Raw genomic sequence first — 26,100 nt, 5'->3', positions numbered from 1 at the left:
TTAATTGAATGTACTAGTCTCCTGAAAGGCCTCAAGGTCTGCTGCAGAGATCAGGACATCCCTCGGCTTGCTTCCTCGTCCCTCAGAAATGAATCCCTGCTGTTCCATCATTTCAATCAATCTGGCTGCCCGATTATAACCTATTTTGAACCTGCGCTGGACGCTTGAAGTCGAAGCAGAGCCCTGGTCGACGACAAACTCACAGGCATCGTAGAATAGTTCATCTTCATCTTCACTGATTTGCGCCTTCTTCAGGAGCTCTTCCTGCTCAAATAAGTATTGGGGAGCGCGCTGTTCCCTGGCAAAAGCGACAACATCGTCAATTTCATTGTCTGTTACGAATGTTCCCTGGAGACGGAATGGTTTTGATGATCCATTTTCAAGGAAGAGCATATCGCCTCGACCGAGCAGCTTCTCTGCGCCGCTTATGTCAATGATCGTTCTTGAATCGATCTGGGAAGAAACTGAGAATGCGATCCTAGTAGGGACATTCGCTTTAATTAGCCCGGTAATGACATCCACAGATGGACGCTGGGTCGCGATGATTAAATGGATACCACATGCACGTGCCTTCTGTGCAATTCGGCAAATCGCTTCTTCCACATCTGCAGGCGCCATCATCATCAAGTCTGCCAGCTCGTCAATAACGATGACGATAAAAGGAAGCTTTTCAGAGAATCTGCGGTGCTTGATGGCGAGCTCATTGAATCGGTTGATGTCACGGACGCCAGCGTGAGCGAACAACTCGTATCTGCGTTCCATCTCTTCTACAGCCCACTTCAGTGATGCAGTCGCTGCTTTTACATCCGTAATGACCGGACTGACCAAATGCGGAATCTGATTATAAGGCGCCAGCTCGACCATCTTTGGATCAATTAGCAGCAGCTTTACATCATCTGGATGTGCTTTATACAAAAGACTTACCAGCATGGTATTGATACAAACACTCTTACCAGAACCTGTCGCCCCCGCAATCAGACCGTGCGGCATTTTCTTCAGGTCTGTGACAATCGGTTTACCGGCAATATCGAGACCAAGAGCAACAGCCAGAGGCGATTCATGCTCAAGGAAACCGCTGGATTGTAAAATCTCACTTAATAAAACCGGCCTGCTCGAATGGTTCGGCACTTCAATCCCAATCGTATGCTTTCCTGGGATTGGCGCTTCGATTCGTATATCCTTCGCTGCAAGGCTAAGCTTGATGTCATCTGATAGATTCGTAATTTTATTGACTTTGACTCCGGGTTCAGGCTGCACCTCAAAGCGTGTAACAGAAGGACCTTGCGTCATATTGACCACGCGGGCTCCTACGTTAAAATTCCTCAAGGTTTCATTCAGCATATGTTCCTGCTCCGCAAGCCATTCTGGATCCGGAGCCTTAAAGACCGGCGGGCTCAATAGTTCCAGCGGAGGGAAATCGTATTCCATGAAAGACGGCTCTTCCGCCTGAACAGGAACATTTTTGACAGCTGGCTGAATTACAGGCGCAACTGGTTGAGATTCTGCAAGCTTGGCACTTGGCTTAGCTTCCTGCGAATTTGATTCAACTTCTATCTGCCGGGCTGCTGGCTGTATTTCCTTTGAAACCGATTGAATGTCATCCTGTTTGGCACTTGGCTGAGATTCGAGCGAAAGTGACTGAACTTCTTCCTGTTTGGCACTTGGCTGAGATTCGAGCGAAAGTGACTGAACTTCTTCCTGGTTGGCACCTGGATGAGATTCAAGCGAAAGTGGCTGAACTTCTTCCTGTTTGGCACCTGGCCGAGATTCTAGCGAAACTGGTTGAACTTCTTCCGCCTTGACACTTGGATGCGATGCAAGTGTAGTTGGCTGAGCTTCTACCAGGTCGGCACCTGGCTGAACATCCAGCTGATTCACACTTGGTTGATTGCCAGGCTGGGGCACAGCTACGGGTACTTCCTGGCCCAGATCAGTTGGCGCAATTTCTCGTTCAACTGCAGCTGCCTGCTCCGCTTGAACTGTCTTCCTTCCTTCTGCCATAAAAGAAGGATATTTGGAGACTTGTCGCTCTTCCCATTTCTTCTTATCCTGTTTAAGCATGATTACATTGAATGGAAGCTGCCTTTTGGCTCGTGGCTTTTCAGTAATCTCTGAATCCGCAGCATGGCTTTTTTCCAATTCAGTGCTAATCCCCACTTCTGTTTGGGCCTCTTCTCTCTCTTCAAAAGGTGATTCATCACCATATTTGAACCCTTCTTGAGCAGGATAAACTGCATCTTTAACGGCTTCTTCTGCAGGCTGGATTTCATCGCTTTCATATGCCTGATCATTTGGATGTTCCTCCAGCTCCAAATTCAGGATATGGTTAATCGCTTCTGTTTCAAGATCATCTTGTTCTTCATTTTCCACGTTTTCAAGTTCTAACTGGTCATCTTCAGGATCGACATCGAGTTCCACCATGCTTATTTCCGTTTCTAGAGTTTCTGCGAGGTCGTCTTCTATGTAGATTTCCTGTTCCTGGTCTTCGAAGGTACCGGTATTTAAGCTTGTTTCTTTCACTTCGTTGAACTCTGGAAAACCGTTAATTTCTTCATTCAAGCTATACGCATCAACACTTTCCTGATTCCCTTCAAACCCGGTCAGTTCATACTCAACTTCTTCCATACTCTTTTTTTCCGGCTGTGGTTTTTGGGGTGGTCTATTATACGCATAGATCGGCGATGGAATTTCTGTTGGCTTGAACGGCTGTCTGAATTTTGGACCGCTGTCCTTCCGAGGTTCATATTTAAATTGCGAGACGGGCTCCTTCACGGGCTTATGCCTTGTGGCTTCATTTTTCTTAAGCGGTTCCCGGCCGGCTTTATTCGGTGTCTTTCGCTCAGATTCATTTCGCTGGTTGGCAAATGTACCGGTTATTGAATAGTTATCATTCTTCATTGGCAGTGAGCCATGCTCATTGAAAAAAGGCTTTACTTCAACAATTGGTTTAACTCTTTCTGGACGATTTTTTTTGCTGTTTTCCTGTTGAGTTTCTGGCTGCCCATCTGGAATCAGCGGGAAGCGAAACTGGCCTTTTGGATATTGATACAAAACTCTGGCTTCGATATCTTTATTTTGATTTTTTTCAATTTTAACTGGTTTCGATTTTGTTTTCTCTTGTTCGATATCATCAAATTCATTTTCTTCATCATTTTGGAACATAGTAAAAATCTTTTTTATCCAACTCAATATAAATCACTCTTTCTTTCGCATTTCATTACTATTTTAACAGTTAATCGGTATTTTTCGAGATAAATTGAAAGAATGAGCATTTTTTACGAGAATAATTTGCACTGAAAATAAACTTTCGGCTTATATATTTACAAAACCTTACAACATAAGTATTAAAAGGAAAAAGCCCGTGGGTTTCGGGCTTTTACTGAAATCAGTTTATTCCTTTGTCGTCTTTCCTAAAATGAAGATCGGTTCTAATTCACCGTCTTCGTAAAGGAAACTCAAGGCAGTGATCGGCACTCTGCCACTCGCAAAAAAGCTCATCGTCATCTGTGCCAAAATATCATAACCTGTGTTATTTTCCACATCAGCGATTATCAAAACATCCTGGTGAGGAACAGCTACAGCCATGGTGCCTTTCATCCTTTTCTTCATTTCATTCAGGAAACTCGTATTCAGGATCCTGCTGGCATCATAGCCATCATTTGAATTAAGGAAATAAAAGGTGTTATCGGCCACGCGGTCTTCTTTAAGCTTTACTGACAGCGAGCGAACATTGAACAATGCTGTTTCCCGAACCTGCTTCTCAGACCATCCTTCTTTTTGCAAAAGCTTAGAATCAATCAGCCTGTATGTACTGCCTAAATCCAATGCGTAATAAATTCTTGTTTCCGCAGTATGTTCGTCATAAAAGAAAGGAACTCCTTCTTCCGCTTCTGAGGGAAATGATGTAGAGCGGATGACCGGATAGATATTTTTCTCTTTTCCTGAAAGCTCTAGCCGGCTTTCCATTGCGTTCAGGCCTTCGGAAACATAATAGACGACCTCTTCAATCGCCTTTTCCTTCTGTTCCTGCCATTTGGCAACAATTCCAGGCAGAGCGATTGTGATGCCGCGGCCAGTATTTGTGTTTTCGATTCTCAACTGGTCTTTTTCCCGGTCATAGGAAAATGTCCGGTCAGGGTGCTGAAGCCGTTCCTCCAGTTCTTTCCGCATTTTTCTGCTATCCATGAATAAATCCTCCATTTCTTCAGGAGTTTCTGCAACCATTTTACATGAAATTTCCCTCCACCTCAAAAGATGGAGGGAAACGGTTAAGCTAGGCCTTCAATGAAGTTTTCAATTTCCTGCTGTGTCTTTCTGTTCTTGCTTACAAAACGTCCAAGCTCTTTCCCATTTTCAAAAGCGATGAAACTTGGGATCCCAAACACGTCTAGCTGGATGCACAGGTCGATGAATTCATCCCGGTCAACAGAAATGAATTGATACTCACTGTATTTGCTTTCAATCTCTGGCAGCACAGGATCAATCACTCGGCAATCGGGGCACCAGTCTGCAGTAAATAAAAATATATGTTTTCCATCATTTTTCAACGTTTCGAGCTGTTCCATTGATTCCAAGTTTTTCATAGCAAATCCTCCTGGTAAAAATCTCATTGTACTCCATTTATTTTACCCATGGAAAAATAAAAAAGAAACAAATCTGTTTTATTATAGAGTCTATCACCATTAAGAAAAAGAAAAACACCGTCAAATGACGGCGTTATTTCACATTCACAGAATTGGCGATTACCATTAATGCTTCAGCATCTTCTTTTATGTCGTCAGTTTCGGTTGTCAACTTGACGCCGCCAATCCCGACAATGAGCTGATAGTGCTCTTCTTTCATTTTTTTGACAAGCATATAGCCAAACTTGCCGTCTTGAACGAAAGTTTCATTAGAATCCCATTCCTTTTGCTGCTTCATGGTTGATTCATAGACGACTTTACTGTCAGCCTTTTCATGCTGATTATAAAAAAGAATAAATGTCTTGTCACCGTCTTTGAGCAAAACATTATTTGGCGTTTCCTCTTCGACTTTCACACCAGCAGGCAGGTAATACTCTATGTCTTTTGAACTATTGTTTGTTTTTTCAGGTTTGCTTTCAAAAGTATTCTTAACTTCCCCTTTTGCATCAGCTAACTGTTCCGGAAATGAGGAAGAACAAGCGCCCATGAGTAATACTCCTATTATAACAAGCCCAAAAGTTCTAATGAACTTCATCATACTTTTTACCTCCTTGTTAAGGACTTAACCACTCCTTTTCTATCATACCTTTCTTGTTTATTAAGTGACAAGGGTTGTCGAATACTTTTTGTTGGAATTTTAGGTATTTTTCAGAAATTTGTCGAGAAATCTTTAGGAATATACATTTTTAAAAGGGTAATTTTAGGAGTATAAGTCTTCTTGAAAGATAGAGTCTGGTAAATTATTTGTGAACTTAAAACCTGTGATTTATGAATTAGAGGAACATAATTCCTAAACATGTGACCGTAATTCGTGAGAATTCATATTTACGGGCACATAAACGGCATTTATGTTACCGTAATCCTTAGAAAATCAGTTTCACGGTCACATAAACGGCATTTATGTAACCGTAATCCAGACTAAACCCGTTTTACGGGTATATAAGTAGTTTCATTCATAATAGGCGGACAACCGGTCCACCATTCCAGCTTCAGATCGAAAATCACCTATGTTCAAACAAAACTAGCAAACGGCTTTTACTTTTTCCCTATCTGATATTCATATTGTCCGACAAGCAGCTGCATGACATGTGTGAACATTTCGCTCCTGTTGATTTGTCCATTGGTCAAGATGCCTACTGCGCCTTCGTTTTTCCGAACATTTTGTTTCTTGGCATAATCGTCCATCACTGGACCAAGTTCTTCTCCAGCCAATAATCTTTGAGCTATCTCCATAGGGAGAGGAATCCTCGCACCTCCGGCAATGATTGGCTCCATGCCTTTCACCGCCAAGGCTCCCCAATTGCAAAGCATCAGGCCAAACGGAGTTTGCTGGACCCCGCCTTCTAATCCTATTCCAATATCAGCGCTTCCCTGTTCTGCAGCCTGTATTGCCCTGTTGATCGCGCCTTTAATTGTTTCCTCATCTGACATCGGCTGGTCGCTTACACCTGATTCAGCATCAACTGCGATGATTTCGTATGGAAACTCCTTAAATGCTTCCTCTACCGCAGAAATTTTTGCAGGGTTCTTTGATCCAACTGCTACTTTCATCTTAAGTACCACCTTCCGTCCATGAAAAAGGAGCAGTTTTTAGCTGCCCCTAATCGCTGTTTCATTAGCTATTATTTTTAATTGTTTCCACTGTTGTTTTATCGCAAGCTTTGACTAGCTTGACGAGCAATTCTTTTGCTGCTGCATAGTCATCGACATGGATCATCGATGCAGCGGTATGGATGTAACGGGAGCAAATGCCGATTACTGCGCTTGGAATGCCTTCATTTGCAGTATGCACTCTTCCTGCATCCGTTCCACCCTGGGAAACGAAATACTGGTAAGGAATATGGTGGGTTTCAGCCATATCGAGGATGAATTCTCTCATGCCGCGATGTGTGACCATAGAGCGGTCGAGAATCCTCAGCAATGTTCCTTTGCCAAGCTGGCCAAATTCATTTTTGTCACCTGACATATCGTTTGCCGGGCTCGCGTCAAGAGCGAAGAAAATGTCAGGGTCGATCATATTGGCAGCTGTCTGCGCTCCTCTTAGGCCTACTTCCTCCTGGACAGTTGCGCCGGAGTATAACATATTTGGCAGCTGGATATCTTTTGTTTCTTTTAGCAATTCAATCGCCAGTCCGCAGCCATAGCGGTTATCCCATGCCTTTGCAAGAATCTTTTTTTCATTTGCCATTGGCGTGAACGGGCAAATAGGCACGATTTGCTGTCCTGGTTTGATGCCGATCTTAATGGCATCTTCCTTATCATCAGCACCGATATCGACCAGCATATTCTTGATTTCCATCGGTTTGTTGCGTTTCGCTTCATCCAAAAGATGAGGAGGGATTGAGCCGATCACCCCGGTTACTGGGCCATTGTTTGTCATAATTTGAACGCGCTGAGCCAACAATACCTGGCTCCACCATCCGCCAAGTGGCTGGAATCTGATCATGCCGTTCTTTGTAATGGATGTGACCATGAAGCCAACTTCATCCATATGGCCTGCTACCATGATTTTCGGACCGTTCGCATCGCCCTTTTTTACTCCAAAAACACTTCCCAATTTATCCTGGATCAGCTCATCTGAATACTTAGCTAATTCCTCTTTCATGAAGCTGCGGACCGCATGCTCATTTCCCGGTGCTCCAGGCAATTCAGTCAATGTTTTAAAAAGGCTTAATGTTTGCTCGTTCATGTCACTGCTCCTTCTAACCAAAAGTTTAGTTTTCCTAAGGATATGTATATATCATTTATTTTACAGAACATTCATTATCCTTGCCAGTCTTATTCCTGGCATTCAAGTTTTTTTAGGTGCATTATAGCTTTGCTCCAGTAGTCGGATTTGTTATGATGAAGGTATCAAATTCCATATATAACCTTGGAGGTCCTTGACTATGAACTGGAAAGCCTTTTTGATTGGCGTTGGTGCCGGACTCGCAGGTGCTTATGCGGTAAAGGAACTATACTCACAAAAAGAAACCGTCTCTGCTGATAAAGTCCTGAATCAGGCAAAGGCAGCATTTAAGCAATCAGGGCCAATAAGTGGCTCATGGATCAATATGACGGCAGAGCCTTATTCAAAACCGCCAATTGAGTATCAGGTCTACAAAGGCGGCATCTCCCGCAATGTGGATGGCAGGATTGAACAATATGAATTTATTGCTGATGCATCCACAGGCGCTATTCTCGATGCATATTCCCTACATTAACTCAAAGGATTAGACCTGCTGATGCAGGTCTATTTTTTTCTCTCAAGAGTTTCTTTGATTTTCCCATCGTGATCAAACTTGATGGCACGATATACCGCATCGTGGTAAAAAGTAAACCAAGCATCCTTGCTGATTCCATACTCTAACCATTCCTGTTTTGCAGAAATAGAATCCATTGGATAATCATCGTAGGCCATAACCCAGAGAGGATTTTGATGGGCATGGGTCGGCATGATATCAGCCATATGGATGACCGACATATCTTCATCTTCAATGATCAGGATCGAATGGCCATCGCTATGTCCCCCCGTGTGGATCATTTTCAGCGGGCCAAACGCCCATTCCTTCTCAAACGTCTCAACATGCTGTTCAATCCCCTGCCAGTTTTCTTTCCAATATGTACTCTTCGAGCGGATATTCGGGTTGCGCATTTCGTCCCATTCAATCTGGGAAGTGACAATCTTAGCATTTGGAAAAACAGAGACCAGTTCGCCATTTACTTCTTTCGTCAAACCGCAGGCGTGGTCGAAATGCATATGTGTCATTAAAACATAATCAATGTCTTCAGGTTTTAACCCAAGCTTGTCCAGATCCTGATCGAGGCTCGATTCTTCAAGGACACCAAAATTGCGTTTTTGCTTCTCATTCAGTTTCCCATTTCCCATCCCGCTTTCAACTAGGAAATTCTTCCCTTCAGCCTGGATTAAAATTGGATCTGCCCTTAACTCTATTTGATTATTGTCATTTACTTCATATTTACGCGCCCAAAGCGGCTTAGGGACAACACCAAACATAGCCCCTCCATCAAGATGAGTGACCCCGCCGTTCAGCCACTCCAGCTTAACGTTTCGTAACTCAAGTTTTTCCATTACTATTCCCCCTTTTTCTTATAATTTTAACACTGGGATTTGAAATTTTTAAATAATTCACCTTCCATTTGTTCTTTTTAAAAGGCAAACGCTATTTAATCCATTTTTATTGGCGAAGTTATCATTTTGATAGAAACTGGAAAATAATGTTTTTTTAGTTACAAATCTGTACATTATCCCCCATCCATGCAAAAAGCCAGTCGACATGATCGACCGGCCTTACTTCTTACTTAGATTGAAACTGAACCTCACAGCGGTAAATGCGGCTGCCTCTTGAAGAGAATTTTTCTTCATATTCCGTCATGATATTTTCTTCATAATCACTGTTATGAAGATCAAGGCTGACATAGTTAAGCTTCATGCCGTAATGTGAGAAGCTCATAAGAGAATACTCAAATAATCCCTGGTTATCTGTTTTGAAGTGGATTTCACCATTTTTCACAAGAATGGATTCATATACTTCAAGGAAGGATTTGAAAGTCAGTCTTCTTTTTTCATGGCGGGTTTTTGGCCATGGATCAGAGAAGTTCAAATAAACACGGCTGACATCTCCGCTTGCAAAATAATTTGCAAGCTCAGCACCATTCACGTTCATCAGTTTGCAGTTTGGCAAATCTTCTTCAATCAGCTTGTCCAGTGCGCTCACAATGACGCTTTCCTGAAGCTCAATGCCGATATAGTTGATGTGAGGGTTTGCTTTTGCCATTCCCGTAATGAACTGGCCTTTTCCGGTACCGATTTCAATGTGGAGAGGCTGGTCTTTTTCAAAGACCTCTCCCCAATTCCCACGGAATTGTTCTGGTCCATGGACCACATAATTCGAATATTGCTGTAATTTATCTTTAGCCCAAGGCTTGTTTCTTAGTCTCATTTTGACACCTCTGTACTATTTTCATTCGTTTCAAACAATATCATGCAACCCATATGTTTTCAAGGTGAAATTTCTGAAGCCTCCGCTCAAAATGTATAAACACAAAAAGGAATCCACAATCTAAATGTGAATTCCTTTAAAACGAAAGGGTGATCATTGTGCCTTTAAGCCACCATGACCAGGTAAATTTATTAAAGGATATATTAAGCAACCAGCAGACAGACTGCTGCGGATCGATTGCAGAGTATCAACAATTGGAACGCCTGATTAAATCATTGATGGTCAACACAAATGTCGACGGAAATATAAAATCAATCTTGCAGGACGTTTACCAGTATAGCCAGAACGGCGTCAACGCCTCTGACCTGGAACAGCATATCCAGACCAATCAAGGCCAGTTATCCCAATGGGTAAATGACATCGGGCAATTCTCATAAAAAAATTAGAAAAGTGCTTTTAAAAATTCAATCCATTTTTCCATTTCTGGAATTCGGTTCTGATTCTTATGCCATTGGATGGACGATAGTGATTGTGCAAGTGCATACCATTTCATCCGCTGTCTCAGTCCCTCGGTCAGGCTGATTCCATATTTATTCAGCCAAGCCTCCCATTCTTCTGCAGGTATATAGGAGTATAGGAGAAGTCCGAGATCGATTGCAGGGTCAGCGATCATCGCCCCATCCCAATCAATTAAATACAACTGGTTGTCTTCTGTAAGCAGCCAGTTGTTATGATTAACATCGCAATGACAGACTACTTTCTCATCATCGTCGACCTTATCGACGTTTTCTTCCAGGAACTTCAATGATTCTATGACTGCTGGCTTCGCTCGCAGGTCTTCATCCAATTCCTCATTTAATGCATGAAGGATCATCTCTGGCTTAAGCGGGCTTTTACCAAGCCTGGTTAGCATCCCAAGAAGCGGTTCTGACGCATGGATTTTCTTCAGCAGCTTGGCCACCCGGTCATCGTTCATATCCCCAGGCTTCAGCTCTCTGCCGTTCATCCACTGCTGCGCCGTTATGACATCTCCGTTTTCTAACCTTTTAGTCCAAACAAGCTTGGGTACGATTCCTTCTGCGGAGAGTACAGCAAGAAAAGGGGATGAATTACGTTTTAGAAACAGCCTTTGTTCTTCATGCTGTGCGAAATAAGCAGCACCAGTTGCACCGCCTGCAGGAACAATCTCCCAATCCTGTCCAAATAAATGTTCCAAAGTTAGTCACCTTCATTTATCACTATTTCCCTTATGCCAAAAAACCGGAAATGGATTTATAAAATCTAAATTCACTGTTGTACTTATTATCGGAAATAAGAAAAGCGCAAGCGCCTTTGGTCAGCCCCGACAAGCGTTGGAGGGCCGGACAGTGAAGTCGCTTTTTGACTTCATTGGCCGGACCGAAACGTCTCGAGGGGCTAGGCGCTGGAGCTGGACATTAATCTAAGTAAAAGAAGTTAATGCATTTAATAAAGTAAAAGACAGCTATTGATAGAAAAATACACACAATAGCTATCTTATAAATTTTATCTCCTAGAGGCTTTGTACGTCAACCCCATGAAACCTAAATTAATATTATCAAATCAAGTATCTATTAAATTGCAGCCACGAAAACAGAGCATGGCTCCAGCAATACCTTATCCCCTTCGATATGGCGGAATGGTTCAGCAGAGGCTTTTTCATGGTCAGCGAGGATGTTCCACCTGGCGTTTTCAGGGAACTGCACCAGTTGCTGAGTCATGGACGGATTGATGAACACGAGGATTTTCTCCCAACGTCCCAGGTACCTGATTTCTGCCAAAGAAAAACCGATCACAGGTGCGGGCATCGACAAAAAGGACATATGCTTGCGGATTTTTTCGCTGTCAGCAAGCCGGAACGCCTCATTTGTACTGCGAATGGCAATCATTCCTTTAATGTACTCAACATTATCAAAGTTTTCATCGCGCAAATCCCAATCGAGCCAGTTGATTTCATCAGGCGAACGGTAGCTGTTGCCGACGCCTTTTTTCGTCCTGTAAAATTCCTGGCCGCTATGCAGGAACGGAATTCCCTGTGCAAGCAAAACCATGGAGGTAGCCAATCTGTGCTGCTTTTTTAAAATGGCTTCATCCTGTTCCGGATCACATATTTTCAGCTTATCCCAAAGTGTGTGGTTATCATGGGATTCAATATAATTTACAGACTGAACCGGCTGAAGAAATAAGCCATTCTTCCGTTTCCCAATGCCAACGCTGCCTGCCATTACCTGCTTTGCTGCTTCAAGGTAGCGTTCATTCCCAAGGGCGTAGCCTTTGTCATAAATGTTAAAGGTACTTCCCTTGATCGAATCCCGGAACCAATCATTGAATTGGCCGATTCCCGGCAGTTTCGCCTGGTTCGCAATATTGGCCTTCCTTTCAGGCGGAAGTGGTGTATTAAGGTCCCAGCCCTCCCCGATGATCAGAGATGTCAGGATTGATGGAATCTACCGCACTCCTTATTGCTGCCATTGTCTCAACATCCAAAATCCCCATTAAATCAAAGCGCAGGCCATCAATCTGAAATTCCTTTAGCCAGTACAATACAGAATCGATAATATATTTTCTGGCCATCAGTCTTTCAGAAGCAATATCATTCCCCACTCCTGTTCCGTTCGAAGGCAGCCCATGCTCATTGTGGCGAAAATAATATCCCGGAACAATTTTTTCAAATGAAGAGTCCTCTCGAATGTACACATGATTGTACACAACGTCCATGATTACGCCCATTCCCATCTGGTGAATGGAGGAAATCAGATTCTTAAGCTCGACGATCCGATTATAAGGATTCTCTGGATCTGTGGCATAGCTGCCATCAGGCGCATTGAAATGGATGGGATTATAGCCCCAATTGTATGAACCCGTTCGGTCAAGCTCATCTACGCCTTCGAAATCATGGAAGGGAAGAAGTTCAATATGTGTGACACCAAGATTTTTAATATAGGAAAGACCAGTCTCCACGCCATTAGGACTTCTGGTTTCTATTTCAGCAGCTCCCAGGTATGTTCCTTTTTTAATGGCTCCACTGCTGGGATGCATTGTCAAGTCCCTGATATGGGTTTCATAAATTATTGCATCAACCGGCCTGTTCAGTGGAGGAGAATCGGTGTGTGTAATCTGCGATTTTAAAGGATTGATGATGACCCCATATTCTCCATTAACGGTTAAAGCGGTTGCATAAGGATCGACCGCTTCTCGCCATTCGAGATTGATGCAGACTAAAAACGTATAGCAGAAAAGCTCCAGATTGCGGTCAACTTCAATGCTCCAAACCCCTTTATCCATTCGTTTCATACTGAATAATTCATGGCTTGGTTCATCCTCGTTGAACAACTTCAGCTTAACTTTCGCAGCAGTCGGTGCCCACAACTTGAAAATGGTTTTATCCTTTGTATAACCTGCTCCAAGGTCATCGCCGCCATAGAAAAATAATTGATCGAACTCTTCTGAACGGATGACTGCACCAATTTGCAAATCAGTTTCCCCGCCATGTTCATCCATGACAAAATACGTTTTACCAATTTCCGGATTCACACTCGATAAGCAAATATATTTTACTGCATGCTCAAGGTAGACCTTCTCCTTGATTGCCAATGGCAAATCAACGCCTTCTCCTTTTAGCCGGAACTCATTTGAGGTTCCTTCAAAATAAGAATGAGGAAGCAATACGGTTATATGATTCACTTGATCGAGATAGGCGTTAAATTTTCTTTCAATGGCAATCATTCATTTTCAACTCCTCGGTATGCCCAGAATCGTTTTTTCCTGAAAAAATAGTTAAAGCCTTTGGACATGCCTGGATATTTAATGGTGTGTGTCCAGCCATTTCCCCATCTGCATGGGCCAAGACTTCACCAGGGGATTTAATCGAGATTTTCTTTCCTGTAAATTGCTCAACTTCCCTGAAATTTGTATGCTTTCCCCAAAAGACACTGATGAAAACCAATAAGAGCTTCCATCTGGAAATCTGGTGGACGACCGTCACATCAAGAATTCCATCATCAGGCAAAGCATTTGGAGCGATCTTCATGCCGCCCCCATAGTACGACTGGTTGGAAACGGTCACAAACCAGGCGGCGTCGAATTTATACTCTTTCCCATCAATCGTGAGTTCTATAGGAATGGAGCGGTAGGTTAGGAGCTTCTTGATCAGGATATATACATAGACCAGCCTGCCCATGGAAAGCCTGTTCAGAAACCGCTTCATTTCGGATTCATTAGACTCCTTTGCCACAGCTGCATCAAAGCCTACACCCATATTATTCATAAAATATGTTTCATGTAATTCATTGTGCCGAATTTTTCCTATATCAATGAATGAGAGATGTCCCTGCTGTTGTTCAAGTAACAGACGCAAGGCATCCACGGACCTTTTCGGGATCCCAAATCCTCTTGAAAAATCATTCCCTGACCCGCCGGGAATAAAGCCGACCTTAACGTTTGGATAATGCGCAATCCCATTTACGACCTCATGCAGGGTGCCATCGCCCCCGACTGCAGCTATGATGGCCGGTGCCCCACTCGCCTTCCGGGCAATCGACTCAGAAAGCTCCTTCGCATGTCCAGGATACTCAGTAAAAAATGCAAGATAAGCGATGTCAAGCCCCTTCAGTTCATTCTCAATCTTTCTCCAAATCTCCCGGCAGTTCCCATTTTTCGCATTGGGATTGACGATAAAATAGATTTTCTCCATATGATCAACCTTTATCTATTTATTAGGATCTTATTCGCTGCTCGGTCTGTTCTCCCATTCGAGTCTCCTGACTGATGTTGTCTGGCAGAATTGAAGCAATACCTGTGCCGCTTTTAATTGCATATGCTTCAGTGGAGATTTCATTCCTCTGAGTGCCATGAACCAGTCTTCGAAATTGCGTTTTTCGATGAACTCCACCCCGTATGGCTGCAACGGATAATCGATGAACCCATTCCGGCTTAGCAGCAGTTTTTGCACAGGGAGATCCACTCCGTGCATGTCGAAAAGGGTCTTGACGATTTTCTCGGTCCTGCCCAGAGCAATCAGCGGATTCAAAACTTTCTTCTGTGAATTCTTGGTTTTCTTGACCCAAAAACGATCCTTGGATCCAACAAATACAGCATTCTCTTCTTCCTCGATAAAAGAGATACACATAGCAGCTGCAGGGGTAATCAGAATCAGCTCCGCCTCTACAGGCGCTTTTTTCAGTAAAAATATAGGTTTATATAAAATGAGGAATGTATCTGGAAAGCGCTGAAGCAAGAATTTCAGTGTCTGGTCATGGGTATATTCTTTTTCAACAAAGGATCTTTCCGTCAGTGTCGAGCTGGCCCACTTAAACTGGAAAGGAAGCAGCTGGTCAAGGAAATGCTGTTTCAATCCATCGATCGTATGAATTTTACTTAACGCATCCATAGTCCGATCATCCATCATTATTTCCTGGTCATCACTATTTTGGAACTGAATCCTCGCATCATTCACTTCAAGTGAAGAATCCGGCTGGCGAACCATACTTTTTAGCTTTTGAAAAAGATTGTTAGACTGGTCATCGAGCGAATTCTCTGAGATGGAATCCACCGCTTGATCCGGACCTTCTTCCCACTTCTTCTTTAAGCCTTCCCACTGTTTTTTCTTCAGGCGAACATATCTTGAAGGATAAAGATAGATATCCTGTGCATAGCGTGAAACATAGTCCTGGAGTTTGATTAGTTGTGCCATTGATTGACCTGCCTTTATGCTTTCTCCCCTTCATTAATCGTACCGGAAGCGAGAGAGAATATTTTAATTGGTTCGTATTTTGGACTATTCCCCAGATGGGTCTTGTACAAAACGACCCTTTCTGCATGGAAAGTTATTTTTTCATTTGAAGAGGGATTGAGATTGGCCAGCTGATCATATTCAAATGACTGCTCGCTTGTCCACTTTCTTGCTATTGTGATATGGGGGCTGAACGGGCGTGTTTCAAGTGTAAAACCTGATGTCAGACAAGCAGAGAATACATCGTTTCTTATTGAATTCAGGTCCTCTGAATTTTCAAGCCCTGCCCAAAAAATCCGGGGGGAATCCTTGCGTCCGAAGATCCCCAGATGATCTATAGTTAACTCGAATGCAGCATGCTTTTTCACTGCTTCGTCAATTAATTGATTGGATGCAGCCATTTTCGGTTCTGGAGCATTGCCGAGAAACGCAAGGGTGATATGGAAATCCTCGGGATGGACCCATGAATTAAATGGCATAGCTTCTTTAAGGCTGCCCGCTGCTGCCTCAAGCTTTTCTTTTACGTCGCCTGGCAATTCGATAGCATAGAAAAAATGAACATGCTGTCCCATTCCTGTAAAACACCCTTTCTATTCCACTTTAATTTATTTTAGCAAATGGCATCTGTTTTTGGCAGATTTTCCTTCTAATCATCTTTTTAATCCCTTCAAGTTGATAGGAATAATTCTTTTTTATATGATAAAAGAAAGTTATTGTTATTTTTTTGTCAGCCTTAATCAATTATTCACTTAAAAGGCAATACTAAACAACGGAACAATCAGCAAGGAGGCAATCGCCCATGAAAGTCGTCAATAATATCGCTGCATTAATCGGTGAAACTCCGATGGTAAAATTAAACCGTCTGGCCCCAGAGGGTGGAGCATCGGTTTACCTGAAACTCGAATACTTTAACCCAAGCAAAAGTGTCAAGGACAGAGCAGCTTTCAATATGATCGTGGCAGCTGAAAATGAGGGAAAACTGAAACCAGGTTCAACCATCATCGAACCAACAAGCGGGAATACAGGAATCGGTTTGGCGATGAACGCCGCAGCAAGAGGCTATAAAGCGATCCTGGTCATGCCGGACACGATGACCATCGAAAGGATCAATCTGTTAAAAGCATACGGAGCAGAAGTTGTTTTGACTCCTGGAGATGAAAAAATGCCAGGGGCAATCAAAAAAGCAGAAGAGCTGTTAAAAGAAATTCCAAACAGCTTCATGCCGATGCAATTTGAAAACGATGCGAACCCAGACGCCCACCGAAAATCAACGGCGAAAGAAATTATCGAAGCGATGAAAGAACTAAAGAAGCCACTCAGCGCGTTTGTCGCAACAGCTGGAACCGGCGGCACCATCACCGGTACAGGCGAAGCGCTTAAGGAAGAATATCATGATTTGGCTGTCCATGTTGTTGAACCTGCCGGATCACCTGTATTATCAGGCGGCAAGCCAGGTAAGCATAAATTAGTCGGCACAAGCCCTGGCTTTATCCCAAAAATCCTTAATCAGGATGTATATGAAAAGATCCACAAGATTGAGGACGAGGATGCCTATGATACAGCACGCCGGTTGGCAAAAGAAGAAGGTATTCTTGTTGGTCCATCATCAGGAGCTGCCTGCTTCGCCGCAATCAATGTCGCAAAGCAGCTGAAGCCGGGTGAAGTCGTCATCTGCATCGCCTGCGACACAGGCGAAAGATATTTGTCGAGCGATTTGTTTATGTTTGAAGACTAACGTAAAAAGCTGCGGGATTCATTCCCGCAGCTTTTCTTATTTTTCATCATTATTCTCTTCGTCCTCTTCAAAAATCGTTCCTGAGTGGAGGGTCATGCCGGAGACGATTTCCTCCATTTCTGCCTGGAGTCTTTCGGTGATTTCCTCTCTTTCTTCAGGGGAGAGTGAATCCTTCGTGTATCCGAATAGATAATTATTTAAATCGAACTCTCTCAGCTTGCATTTTGTATGAAAGATGTTTTCCTGATAGACATTGACATCGACCATATCAAATTCGTTTTTTACAGATTCCGGAATATAATTCTGGATCGAGCTGATATCATGGTCAATGAACAATTTGTTCCCATCCTTATCCCTAGTGAAGCCTCTAACCCGGTAATCGATGGTCATGACATCGGTTTCGAACGAATGAATCAAATAATTCAGCGCCTTCAGCGGTGAGATTTCCCCGCACGTGGATACATCGATATCGGCCCGGAACGTACTGATTCCTTCGTCCGGATGGAATTCAGGATAAGTATGGACGGTAATATGGCTTTTATCCAACTGCAGCACGACGTTGTCCGGCAGCGGGCCTGGTGATTCATCATAGGCTTCATCAGGGACTTCGACGACCGGCCCTTCGGAAACGAGGATGGTCACACTGGCTCCCTGCGGCACATAATCCTGCTTGGCCACATTCAGGACATGTGCGCCAATGATATCGGAGACATGGGTCAATATTTTTGTCAGACGGTCTGCATTATACTGCTCATCAATATAATCAAGATAAGCTTCACGCTCTTCTTTTGTTTTCGTATAACAAATATCATACATGTTAAAACTTAAGGATTTCGTCAGATTATTGAATCCATGCAATTCAATATGCTGCTCTGATGTGAATTTCATTTACTGTTTCCCCCTGTTCGGTTTTCGGCTATGCTTTGTCTGATTTTGAACAAAAGCAGGTATCCTGTTGATTTAAATATTTTTATGATACCCATTCCTGCCAAGAAAAAACAAAGCCCCGGTTAAAACCATTGGGGATTAGTCCGCAAACAAAATGGTGATTTCTTAAAAAAATCTTATTGAAATAAAGTTGCCCGAAGAAAAACCTGCAGTATCATAACTGCAGGTTAGATGTTATAGCGTGCCGCATTGGCGTTCAATTTCTGCTTTAAAAAGGTTTTGCAGTTTTCTTGTGACAGAGCCTGGCGCGCCATTTCCAACTGGCTTCCTATCGATTTCGACTACCGGCATGACTTCCACTGTGGTGCCTGATGAGAATACTTCATCAGCTGAAGACAGTTCATCAAGTGTATATGCTCTTTCCTCAAAAGGAATTTTTTCATTAGCACAGATCTCCAGCACCTTCTGTCTCGTAATCCCATTAAGAATGTGATTGTCTGCTGGATGGGTAATAATCACACCATCTTTTACAATCGAAATATTGGAATGGCTGCCTTCCGTAACGGTTTCCCCGCGGTGCAAAATAGCTTCGAAGCATCCTGCCTCTGCTGCTTTTTGCTTAGACAGCAAGTTGCCAAGCAGATTAAGGCTTTTGATATCACATCGCAGCCAGCGGATATCCTCATCAAGGATTGCCCTGACTCCTGTTTCCATTGATTGCTCGGGTCGTGGAACCTTACGGGTATAGGCAACAAAAGTTGGTGCAACATCCGCACCAGGAAAAACATGGTTACGAGGAGAAGTTCCCCTTGTAAATTGCATATAAACCGTACCAGTGTCCAACTCGTTCCGGGAAATCAGCTCTTCCATTTTGTCTTCAAGCTCTGCAGGAGTGTACGGAAGCTTCATCCTGATTTTCTCTGCACTTTCCACAAGTCTGTTCAGATGTTCTTTCCCAGTAAACATTTTGCCATTGTATACGCGAATAACCTCATATACACCATCTCCGAACTGATAGCCCCTGTCCTCTATATCAACCTTAGCGGTAGTCCTTTCGAGAATCTGGCCGTCTACGATAACATATTCCATTGTTTTTCCCCTCCTTGATTTATGTGTGTAACCCTATTATTTTGCTAAATCATAAATAGCCTGAGCATAAATCGCAGTCGCCCTTAGGAGATCTTCTATAATCATATATTCATCTTTTTGATGTGCAATATCAGGTCTTCCAGGGAATAATGGACCAAAAGCCACTCCTGATTTCAATGACCTTGCATATGTGCCCCCGCCGATCGAGATTAGTTCTGCTTTTTCCCCAGTCTGGTCTTCGTACACCTTTTTCAATGTCTGGACCAAAAAGTCATTTTCATCAACGTGATGTGGGTTGGAGTTGGAGAAATTCTCAATGGCAAGCCCTTCAGCTTCTAAAAGCTGATTCAATATTTCCTTCGTTTTTTCCAGCTTAGTCGTCACTGGATAGCGCATATTCAAACCTGCGCGTCCGCCATTTTCACGATTATAAGAAAGCTTGCCTACATTGACAGTCAATTCCCCGGTAATGTCGTCTGAATATGCGATGCCGAGTTCCTTGCCGCGTGAATCTTTCCCTAGATATTTCGCAATGAATTGAAAATATTTGTCACTGCTTCCGTCCAGATTCAACTGGGAAAGGAAAGCTGCCATATGAAGTCCAGCGTTCTTTCCATTGTCCGGCTCCATGCCGTGAGCAGATATACCTTCAAGTTCGAGGACCAGCTTGCCACTTTCAACAACCGCTTTGCCGTCAAGTTCGTTTTGCTTTTTATAATCTTCAAAACGCTGGACGATATCCGTTTGTCCCTGCTGGACAATGAGGGCAGCTTTGGCGAAATCAGGAACCATGTTATAACGGCGGCCTGAAGAAAATTCAATCACTTCTGCATCGAATCCTTCTTTTGCCATTTCTTCAGGTTTGCATACTAAATCATAATCAGCAATGCCTTTTTCAGCATAGATGATCGGAAAATCCGCATCAGGGGCAAATCCCATCGCAGGCATTTCTTCGTGTTCAAAATAATGATCGACACAACGCCAGTCGCTTTCCTCATCAGTGCCAATGATCATTCTCACCCGCTTGTTCAATGGCAGACCCAATTCCTTAACGATTTTCATTGCATAGTATGCAGCCATCGTTGGCCCTTTGTCATCGATTGCGCCGCGGGCAAAGATTTTGCCATCACGGATTTCAGCTCCATAAGGATCGCTTGTCCAGCCATCTCCTTCAGGAACAACATCAACATGGCAGAGAACCCCGACAATTTCTTCACCTTGACCAAACTCGAGATGGCCAGCAAGATTGCCAACATTTTTGGCAGTGAAGCCATCCTTTTCACCCAATTGAAGCATGAAATCCAAAGCTTCCTTTACACCTTCGCCAAGCGGTGCTTCGGGAGTTGCATTATCTTCGTCAAGCACACTCTTGATTTTGAGGAGTTCCTGCGCGTCCTTAATCAAATCCGCCTCTCTTTTTTCTACTTCCTTTGTCCAGTTAATTGAAGTCATTGTTCCAAACCTCCTATTTCACTTACATATGTATGAAGAATTTCTAAGCAAAAAATACATTCTTATTGTACCACTTGAAAACTTGATTTATATTTTACTCCTTCTTTGTTCCTTTCGTAAACTCTGGACATAAGATATTGCAGTAATATATTTGTTATTTTTTCTTAATTTTCTAACAACTGTCATAATTAGCCTGTTTAATGCCATATCGTTAAGTATATAAACAATTAGGGAGGGGCTATCCAGTTAGCTAAATGTTAAACTTTTATAAAAATCAGTGAATTATCTGGAATTTTATTTTATTAAAGTGTAAAATAGTCCAAAAGGTTAGACATCTTATATCTGCCTTTTAAAAATGGACGCAAAAGGAGCTGTCTGGAAAGAAGAAAACTACATACTTGAGGCTTCGTCTTCAATCAGTGTCGGTTGCAGGAAAATGACAAGGGGTTTAAAAAAGGATAGGGAGTGGTTGTTTGAAACCTTCGACTAACCGGATGATAAACCGCATCAAATCCATCTACATGTTCATATGTCAGAATGGTACTGTCACAACTCAAGATCTTGTAGAGGAATTCGGAATTACTCCTCGAACCATCCAGAGGGATTTGAATGTCCTGGCTTACAACGACTTAGTGAAAAGTCCGAGCCGAGGTAAATGGACAACGACCCAGAAAAAGGTAAAGATGTCATCTTAATTCGAAAAGCGCAAGCTTGTTTATCTAAAAAAGAAATCGCCAGAGATATTATCTCGGCGATTTCTTTTTTTAGATTTCATATGTTTGCAGCATTTCGATTTCTTCATCCGTAAGCTCTCTGTATTCTCCAAGCTCAAGCGTTTCATCGAGCTTGAGCGGTCCCATCGACAGTCTCTTCAGATAGATGACTCGTTTCCCGACAGCCTGGAACATGCGCTTCACCTGATGGAACTTTCCTTCTGTGATCGTCAGTTCAATGTCAGAGGTTAAACCAGATTTTAAAATTACAAGCTCACCTGGTTTGGTCTCGTATCCATCATCCAGGGTGACGCCTAGTTTGAATGCTTCAATATCTTCTTCTGTCACTTCTCCCTCAATCACAGCGAAATAGGTTTTTGGAACATGTTTTTTCGGTGATAAAAGCTTGTGGGATAACTGCCCATCGTTGGTGATCAGTAACAGGCCCTCTGTATCCTTATCAAGCCTTCCGACCGGGAATGGCTCAAATACCTGGTCATCGACCTCAAGCAGGTCAATTACGGTCTCATCACGATTGTCCTCTGTCGCTGAAATTACCCCTGGAGGCTTGTTCATCATTAAATAAATAAATTCCCTGTACTCAATTTCCACACCATTTAAAGTGATTAAATCTTTTTCAGGATCGACATGCTGTTTCGCATCTTTAATGGTGGCATTATTCACTTTTACAGCGCCATCCTTTAAAAGTTTCTTCACATCTTTCCTGCTTCCATACCCAAGGTTCGAAAGCACTTTATCGATTCTCATTGCGAGCCTCCTTTTTTTGTAATGGGCATGTGCCCATCCCACTTTTCGTAGTTTTACATAGACTAATATCATATTTCACATTAGATCATGAGGAGATGACCTGAATGAATTATCGTCAGCAAGGACAAGGGTTGTACATCCCTCTCCCTGGCATTCCAGGTGGAGGATTCCCTGGCGGGGGTTATCCTGGCGGAGGTTTTCCCGGCGGTGGAGGCCAGTTTGACCAAAGACTCGACCGCCTGGAAAGACAGGTTCAAAGACTGAGCAATCAAATCGATCGGCTTGACCGCAGAGTCGACAGGATTGAACGCCGTCTGGATATCCGCGATAACGACCAGCAGTTCTATTATTAGTGAAAAGCGCAAGCGCCTTGGTCAGCCCCGACAAGCGCTGGAGGACCTGACAGTGAAGTCGTTCTTTGACTTCATTGGCAGGACCGAAGCGTCTCGAGGGGCTAGGCGCTGGAGCTGGACATTTCTCGAAGTGAATTTTATACTTTCTACCCTTATAAAAAATGGCCTTCATAACCGAAGGCCATTTTAGCTTAAACCGGCAGCCTCAATTTACGCTTGATTTTGGTGACCCGGTCCCCAAAGAGCCTGTCCACCAGTTTGGTACGGAGTCCAAGGTAGAAGTAAACCGAAGCACCTACAATCGCAGAGATTGCAATGATCACGATTGACTGGAACTTTGAAGCAGGTGACAGGAACTGGACAAACATTTCGTAAAATGCCATCGTGACACCTGCCATCAATCCCGAGAACATCAGGATCAGGATAATCCTTCTCGTCACAAGGCCCATTGGATATCTGGCGAATTTTTTTATAACAAACAAGTTGATGAGAATCGCAGTTATATAGCCTAACGCCGTCGAAAGGACAGCTCCTTGCGTTTCAAACAGCTTGATCATTGGGATGTTAAGAGTGAGCTTCACCAATAATCCAGTCAGCAAGCTTAGAATCGTGAAACGCTGTTCGTTGATTCCTTGCAGGATTGCGGCTGTTACGGAAAATAGGGCAAATAATATCGCTACTGGCGCGTAAGTGCTCAACACTTCTGTCCCAAGGTTATCATGTGCATAGAAAACAGTATACATAGGTTCCGCAAGCAACGAAATGCCAATTGCTGCAGGTACAGTCAGAAACATCAGGACCTGAAACGTCTGGTCAAGCTGCCTTCTCATCCCCTTGCGGTCGTTTTCTGTGAAAGCTTTAGTGATGCTGGGCACCAGTGTCAATGAAAAAGCCGTAGCCAGGGAAACAGGTATGATCACCAGCTTATGTGTTTCGAAATTCAATACAGAAAACGCCGAACTCGCTTCATTTGAGCTAAAACCAATGGATGTCATCGCTCTGGTGAAAGTCATCATATCAATGAATTGGAACAACGGATTGGCAATCCCGACAAAGACAAACGGTGCCGCATAAAGCAGGATTTCCTTATATATATCTTTTAAGGAAATATCCATCGTCTTCTTGTCTTCCTCAAGCAGCTTATCTAGATGTGGTTTCCTTTTTACCCAGTACCATCCCAGTACACCCAAACTGCCAAGCGCACCGATAAACGCTGCAAAAGTAGCCACGCCAACAGCTGTGACCATATCTCCCTTAAAAACATTCAATACGGCATATGCTCCTGCCAGCACAAAAACTATACGTACAATTTGCTCAACAACTTGCGATACGGCAGAAGGTCCCATTGATTGATGGCCCTGAAAAAAACCGCGGATCAAGCTCATGAATGGTACAACGATCAGTGCAAAACTTACAGCCCTAATCACTGTTGTAACATCCTCGGCAGTGATTTTTACATTTTCTTCACTATTCTGCTCTATAACCATTTCGGCAAGCCCTGGCGCTGTAAAATACATGACCAAAAACGAAAGTATTCCTGTCGCAAGCATTACTGCTACACCCGACTTGAACAATTTCCTGCCCACCGAATATTCCTCAAGAGCGTTATATTTTGCTATAAATTTAGACACAGCCAGCGGGACACCCGCTGTAGCTATGCTTATGAAAATCGTATACGGAATATAGGAAAACGAGTAAAGCGCGGTTCCATACCGGCCTACAATCGCAAAAAAGGGAATGACATAAAATAAACCCAGCACCTTCGATAAGATCGTGCCAAGCGTCAATATGAACGTCCCTCGTAAAAGCTTAGATGACATAAGATCCCTACTTTTCAATCGATAAAATAAAAACAGATTACAAACTTGTATTTTACCATAAACAAAACCGGGTACTATGATATTTATCATTTATAGCAGACTTTTTCTGCATTCCCTAGTTTACTCCTATTTTAACCTGACTGCCAGTTTTGAAGACGAAGTCTTTTATCTGTTTGAAGATCATCATTCCTGGCAATGTTTTTAATGAAGAGATGCATTATAATAAGAAAAGTGCACAAATGCATAGATTAAAGTGAAGTGAAAAGTTGGTGGAATTATGAAATACGATGTAATCGTTCTAGGAGGCGGCCCATCTGGTTTGATGGCTGCAATCGCTGCTGGCGAACAAGGCGCAAAGGTGCTGCTGATCGACAAAGGAGACAAGCTTGGCAGAAAGCTGGCGATTTCCGGCGGCGGACGCTGCAATGTGACCAATCGGCTGCCAGTCGATGAAATCATTAAACATATACCCGGAAATGGGCGTTTTCTATACAGTGCCCTTTCAATTTTCAGCAATGAAGATATTATTTCATTTTTCGAGGGACTCGGAATCAAACTGAAAGAAGAAGATCATGGCCGGATGTTCCCTGTCACGGATAAGGCCCAATCAGTTGTTGATGCCCTTCTCTCTAAGCTTAAGAATCTGAAGGTTGAAATCAGGACAAACAGCCCTGCAGCAGATGTTCATTACAATAATGGCACGGCGCACGCAGTGGAATTGAAAAATGGCGAAATGTTGTATGCAGACAGCATCATCATCGCAGTTGGCGGAAAATCAGTGCCGCACACCGGATCGACAGGCGATGGCTATGCCTGGGCTGAAAAAGCAGGCCATACGATAACCACCCTGTTTCCGACCGAAGTGCCATTGACGTCCAGTGAACCTTTTATCAAAGAAAAAGTCCTGCAGGGTCTTTCTTTACGAGGAATCGGCCTCAGCGTCCTCAATCCAAAAGGGAAAGCGCTGATCACCCATAAAATGGATATGATCTTCACTCATTTTGGCATCAGCGGCCCAGCAGTTCTGCGCTGCAGCCAGTTCGTCGTCAAAGCGATGCAAAAATGGAATCTGAAAGAGGTCGTCATGTCTTTGGACGCTCTTCCTGACATGAGGGAGGAAGAATTGTTCCAGGAACTGAATAAATTGATCAAAGCTGAGCCGAAAAAAGCAGTGAAAAATCTGCTGAAGGGGCTTCTGCCAGAACGTTACCTATTGTTCCTTCTTGAACGTAATGATATTGACCCTGGGATGCAAGGCGGGCAGATTGGCCATGAAAAACTCCGAAGCTTCGCCAAATCTGCTAAGCAATTCGAATTCAAAGTGAACGGTACCTTGCCCCTAGACAAAGCATTCGTCACAGGCGGCGGCGTGTCAGTCAAAGAAGTCGAGCCGCAGAGAATGGCATCCAAGAAAGCAGATGGACTTTATTTTTGCGGCGAAATCCTCGACATCCATGGTTACACAGGAGGCTACAATATCACCTCTGCCCTTGTAACTGGCAGGCTCGCTGGAACCAATGCAGCGGAGTATGCACTGCAGAGATAGATTGAATGAACTAGTGTCCGTTGCGATTTTGATGACGGACACTTTTTTCGGTTTCACACAGATTTTTGTCCGTCATGACCTTGATGACGGACAATTTTTACGTTCTCCCATCGATTTGTGTCCGTCATGACCTTGATGACGGACACTTTTTTTGTTTCCCACTGATATATGTCCTTCATGACCTCGAAGACGGACATTTTTTTCGTTCTCCCATCTATTTTTGTCCTTCATGACTGCGATGACGGACACTTTTTACGTTATCCCACCGATTTTTGTCCTTCATGAACTTGATGACGGACACTTTTTTTGATACTCCATCAATTTTTGTCCTTCATGAACTCGATGACGGACACTTTTTTTGA

24 protein-coding genes and 1 pseudogene are annotated in these 26,100 nt (G+C 43.3%); 6 read left to right on the top strand and 19 right to left on the bottom strand.

Annotated features, from left to right (window positions below):
• The 6 genes from ACXAEA_RS06300 to ACXAEA_RS06275 all read right to left on the bottom strand — a co-directional run bounded on the left by ACXAEA_RS06300 (position 1) and on the right by ACXAEA_RS06275 (position 7,371).
• Entirely contained in the window at positions 1-3,189 is a 3,189-nt protein-coding gene (locus ACXAEA_RS06300; protein ID WP_475095059.1) for a DNA translocase FtsK, read from the bottom strand.
• Between the two features lie 201 nt (positions 3,190-3,390).
• The gene (locus ACXAEA_RS06295) at positions 3,391-4,185 is read right to left on the bottom strand and encodes a DUF1444 domain-containing protein (protein ID WP_475095058.1); all 795 of its coding nucleotides are present in this window, start codon (positions 4,183-4,185) and stop codon (positions 3,391-3,393) included.
• Between the two features lie 83 nt (positions 4,186-4,268).
• Entirely contained in the window at positions 4,269-4,583 is a 315-nt protein-coding gene (locus tag ACXAEA_RS06290; RefSeq protein WP_475095057.1) for a thioredoxin family protein, read from the bottom strand.
• 133 nt (positions 4,584-4,716) lie between these two features.
• Complete coding sequence (locus ACXAEA_RS06285) at positions 4,717-5,220, bottom strand: hypothetical protein (protein ID WP_475095056.1); 504 nt, start codon at positions 5,218-5,220, stop codon at positions 4,717-4,719.
• 497 nt (positions 5,221-5,717) lie between these two features.
• On the bottom strand, positions 5,718-6,233 hold the full coding sequence (locus ACXAEA_RS06280) for a DUF84 family protein (protein ID WP_475095055.1): 516 nt from the start codon (positions 6,231-6,233) through the stop codon (positions 5,718-5,720).
• A 64-nt stretch (positions 6,234-6,297) separates the two neighbouring features.
• Complete coding sequence (locus tag ACXAEA_RS06275) at positions 6,298-7,371, bottom strand: M42 family metallopeptidase (protein WP_475095054.1); 1,074 nt, start codon at positions 7,369-7,371, stop codon at positions 6,298-6,300.
• A gap of 199 nt (positions 7,372-7,570) precedes the next feature.
• Between ACXAEA_RS06275 and ACXAEA_RS06270 the strand changes: the two genes are divergently transcribed.
• Positions 7,571-7,885 (top strand): PepSY domain-containing protein, encoded by a 315-nt coding sequence (locus tag ACXAEA_RS06270; protein WP_475095053.1) that lies wholly within the window; start codon positions 7,571-7,573, stop codon positions 7,883-7,885.
• 29 nt (positions 7,886-7,914) lie between these two features.
• Here ACXAEA_RS06270 and ACXAEA_RS06265 read toward each other — a convergent pair whose 3' ends face one another.
• Both ACXAEA_RS06265 and trmB read right to left on the bottom strand, forming a co-directional pair.
• A complete protein-coding gene (locus ACXAEA_RS06265) occupies positions 7,915-8,754 on the bottom strand; it encodes a YtnP family quorum-quenching lactonase (RefSeq protein ID WP_475095052.1) in 840 nt (279 codons plus the stop codon).
• A 226-nt stretch (positions 8,755-8,980) separates the two neighbouring features.
• A complete protein-coding gene (trmB, locus tag ACXAEA_RS06260) occupies positions 8,981-9,625 on the bottom strand; it encodes a tRNA (guanosine(46)-N7)-methyltransferase TrmB (RefSeq protein WP_475095051.1) in 645 nt (214 codons plus the stop codon).
• Positions 9,626-9,783: 158 nt separating this feature from the next.
• Here trmB and ACXAEA_RS06255 point away from each other — a divergent pair, with 158 nt between their 5' ends.
• Positions 9,784-10,062 (top strand): YtzH-like family protein, encoded by a 279-nt coding sequence (locus ACXAEA_RS06255; RefSeq protein ID WP_475095050.1) that lies wholly within the window; start codon positions 9,784-9,786, stop codon positions 10,060-10,062.
• A gap of 5 nt (positions 10,063-10,067) precedes the next feature.
• Here the strand turns inward: ACXAEA_RS06255 and ACXAEA_RS06250 are convergent, their stop codons facing one another.
• The 5 genes and pseudogenes from ACXAEA_RS06250 to thpR all read right to left on the bottom strand — a co-directional run bounded on the left by ACXAEA_RS06250 (position 10,068) and on the right by thpR (position 15,946).
• Complete coding sequence (locus ACXAEA_RS06250; RefSeq protein ID WP_475095049.1) at positions 10,068-10,841, bottom strand: phosphotransferase; 774 nt, start codon at positions 10,839-10,841, stop codon at positions 10,068-10,070.
• Positions 10,842-11,217: 376 nt separating this feature from the next.
• Positions 11,218-13,369: pseudogene (gene pulA / locus ACXAEA_RS06245) on the bottom strand (type I pullulanase).
• Positions 13,356-14,336, bottom strand: coding sequence for a diacylglycerol/lipid kinase family protein (locus ACXAEA_RS06240; protein WP_475095048.1), 981 nt, complete (start codon positions 14,334-14,336; stop codon positions 13,356-13,358). The pseudogene pulA and the gene ACXAEA_RS06240 overlap by 14 nt, the downstream one beginning before the upstream one ends.
• A 30-nt stretch (positions 14,337-14,366) precedes the next feature.
• Entirely contained in the window at positions 14,367-15,335 is a 969-nt protein-coding gene (locus ACXAEA_RS06235) for an NERD domain-containing protein (RefSeq protein WP_475095047.1), read from the bottom strand.
• Positions 15,336-15,349: 14 nt separating this feature from the next.
• Positions 15,350-15,946, bottom strand: coding sequence for an RNA 2',3'-cyclic phosphodiesterase (gene thpR, locus ACXAEA_RS06230; protein ID WP_475095046.1), 597 nt, complete (start codon positions 15,944-15,946; stop codon positions 15,350-15,352).
• 227 nt (positions 15,947-16,173) lie between these two features.
• Here thpR and cysK point away from each other — a divergent pair, with 227 nt between their 5' ends.
• Complete coding sequence (gene cysK / locus ACXAEA_RS06225) at positions 16,174-17,109, top strand: cysteine synthase A (protein ID WP_475095045.1); 936 nt, start codon at positions 16,174-16,176, stop codon at positions 17,107-17,109.
• Between the two features lie 36 nt (positions 17,110-17,145).
• Here the strand turns inward: cysK and speD are convergent, their stop codons facing one another.
• The 3 genes from speD to pepV all read right to left on the bottom strand — a co-directional run bounded on the left by speD (position 17,146) and on the right by pepV (position 20,538).
• Positions 17,146-17,997, bottom strand: a complete 852-nt coding sequence (gene speD, locus ACXAEA_RS06220; RefSeq protein WP_475095044.1) for an adenosylmethionine decarboxylase — start codon at positions 17,995-17,997, stop codon at positions 17,146-17,148.
• A gap of 234 nt (positions 17,998-18,231) precedes the next feature.
• Positions 18,232-19,086, bottom strand: coding sequence for a D-amino-acid transaminase (gene dat, locus ACXAEA_RS06215; RefSeq protein WP_475095043.1), 855 nt, complete (start codon positions 19,084-19,086; stop codon positions 18,232-18,234).
• A gap of 36 nt (positions 19,087-19,122) precedes the next feature.
• The gene (gene pepV / locus ACXAEA_RS06210; protein WP_475095042.1) at positions 19,123-20,538 is read right to left on the bottom strand and encodes a dipeptidase PepV; all 1,416 of its coding nucleotides are present in this window, start codon (positions 20,536-20,538) and stop codon (positions 19,123-19,125) included.
• A 473-nt stretch (positions 20,539-21,011) separates the two neighbouring features.
• Here pepV and ACXAEA_RS06205 point away from each other — a divergent pair, with 473 nt between their 5' ends.
• Positions 21,012-21,233, top strand: a complete 222-nt coding sequence (locus tag ACXAEA_RS06205; protein ID WP_207500860.1) for a DeoR family transcriptional regulator — start codon at positions 21,012-21,014, stop codon at positions 21,231-21,233.
• Positions 21,234-21,302: 69 nt separating this feature from the next.
• Here the strand turns inward: ACXAEA_RS06205 and ACXAEA_RS06200 are convergent, their stop codons facing one another.
• Positions 21,303-22,019, bottom strand: a complete 717-nt coding sequence (locus ACXAEA_RS06200) for a pseudouridine synthase (RefSeq protein WP_475095041.1) — start codon at positions 22,017-22,019, stop codon at positions 21,303-21,305.
• A 104-nt stretch (positions 22,020-22,123) separates the two neighbouring features.
• Here ACXAEA_RS06200 and ACXAEA_RS06195 point away from each other — a divergent pair, with 104 nt between their 5' ends.
• Positions 22,124-22,372: a hypothetical protein gene (locus ACXAEA_RS06195; RefSeq protein WP_475095040.1), complete on the top strand. Its 249-nt coding sequence runs from the start codon at positions 22,124-22,126 to the stop codon at positions 22,370-22,372.
• Between the two features lie 191 nt (positions 22,373-22,563).
• Here the strand turns inward: ACXAEA_RS06195 and ACXAEA_RS06190 are convergent, their stop codons facing one another.
• Complete coding sequence (locus tag ACXAEA_RS06190) at positions 22,564-24,192, bottom strand: putative polysaccharide biosynthesis protein (protein WP_475095039.1); 1,629 nt, start codon at positions 24,190-24,192, stop codon at positions 22,564-22,566.
• 277 nt (positions 24,193-24,469) lie between these two features.
• On the opposite strand from ACXAEA_RS06190, the gene ACXAEA_RS06185 reads away from it, so the two are divergent.
• Complete coding sequence (locus ACXAEA_RS06185; protein WP_475095038.1) at positions 24,470-25,738, top strand: BaiN/RdsA family NAD(P)/FAD-dependent oxidoreductase; 1,269 nt, start codon at positions 24,470-24,472, stop codon at positions 25,736-25,738.
• A gap of 53 nt (positions 25,739-25,791) precedes the next feature.
• Here ACXAEA_RS06185 and ACXAEA_RS06180 read toward each other — a convergent pair whose 3' ends face one another.
• Positions 25,792-25,935 (bottom strand): hypothetical protein, encoded by a 144-nt coding sequence (locus ACXAEA_RS06180; protein WP_475095037.1) that lies wholly within the window; start codon positions 25,933-25,935, stop codon positions 25,792-25,794.
• Positions 25,936-26,100: the final 165 nt, after the last annotated feature.

It is taken from the genome of Mesobacillus sp. ABV4_180 (assembly GCF_056158485.1).
This window is presented reverse-complemented; position numbering and strand designations above follow the sequence as displayed.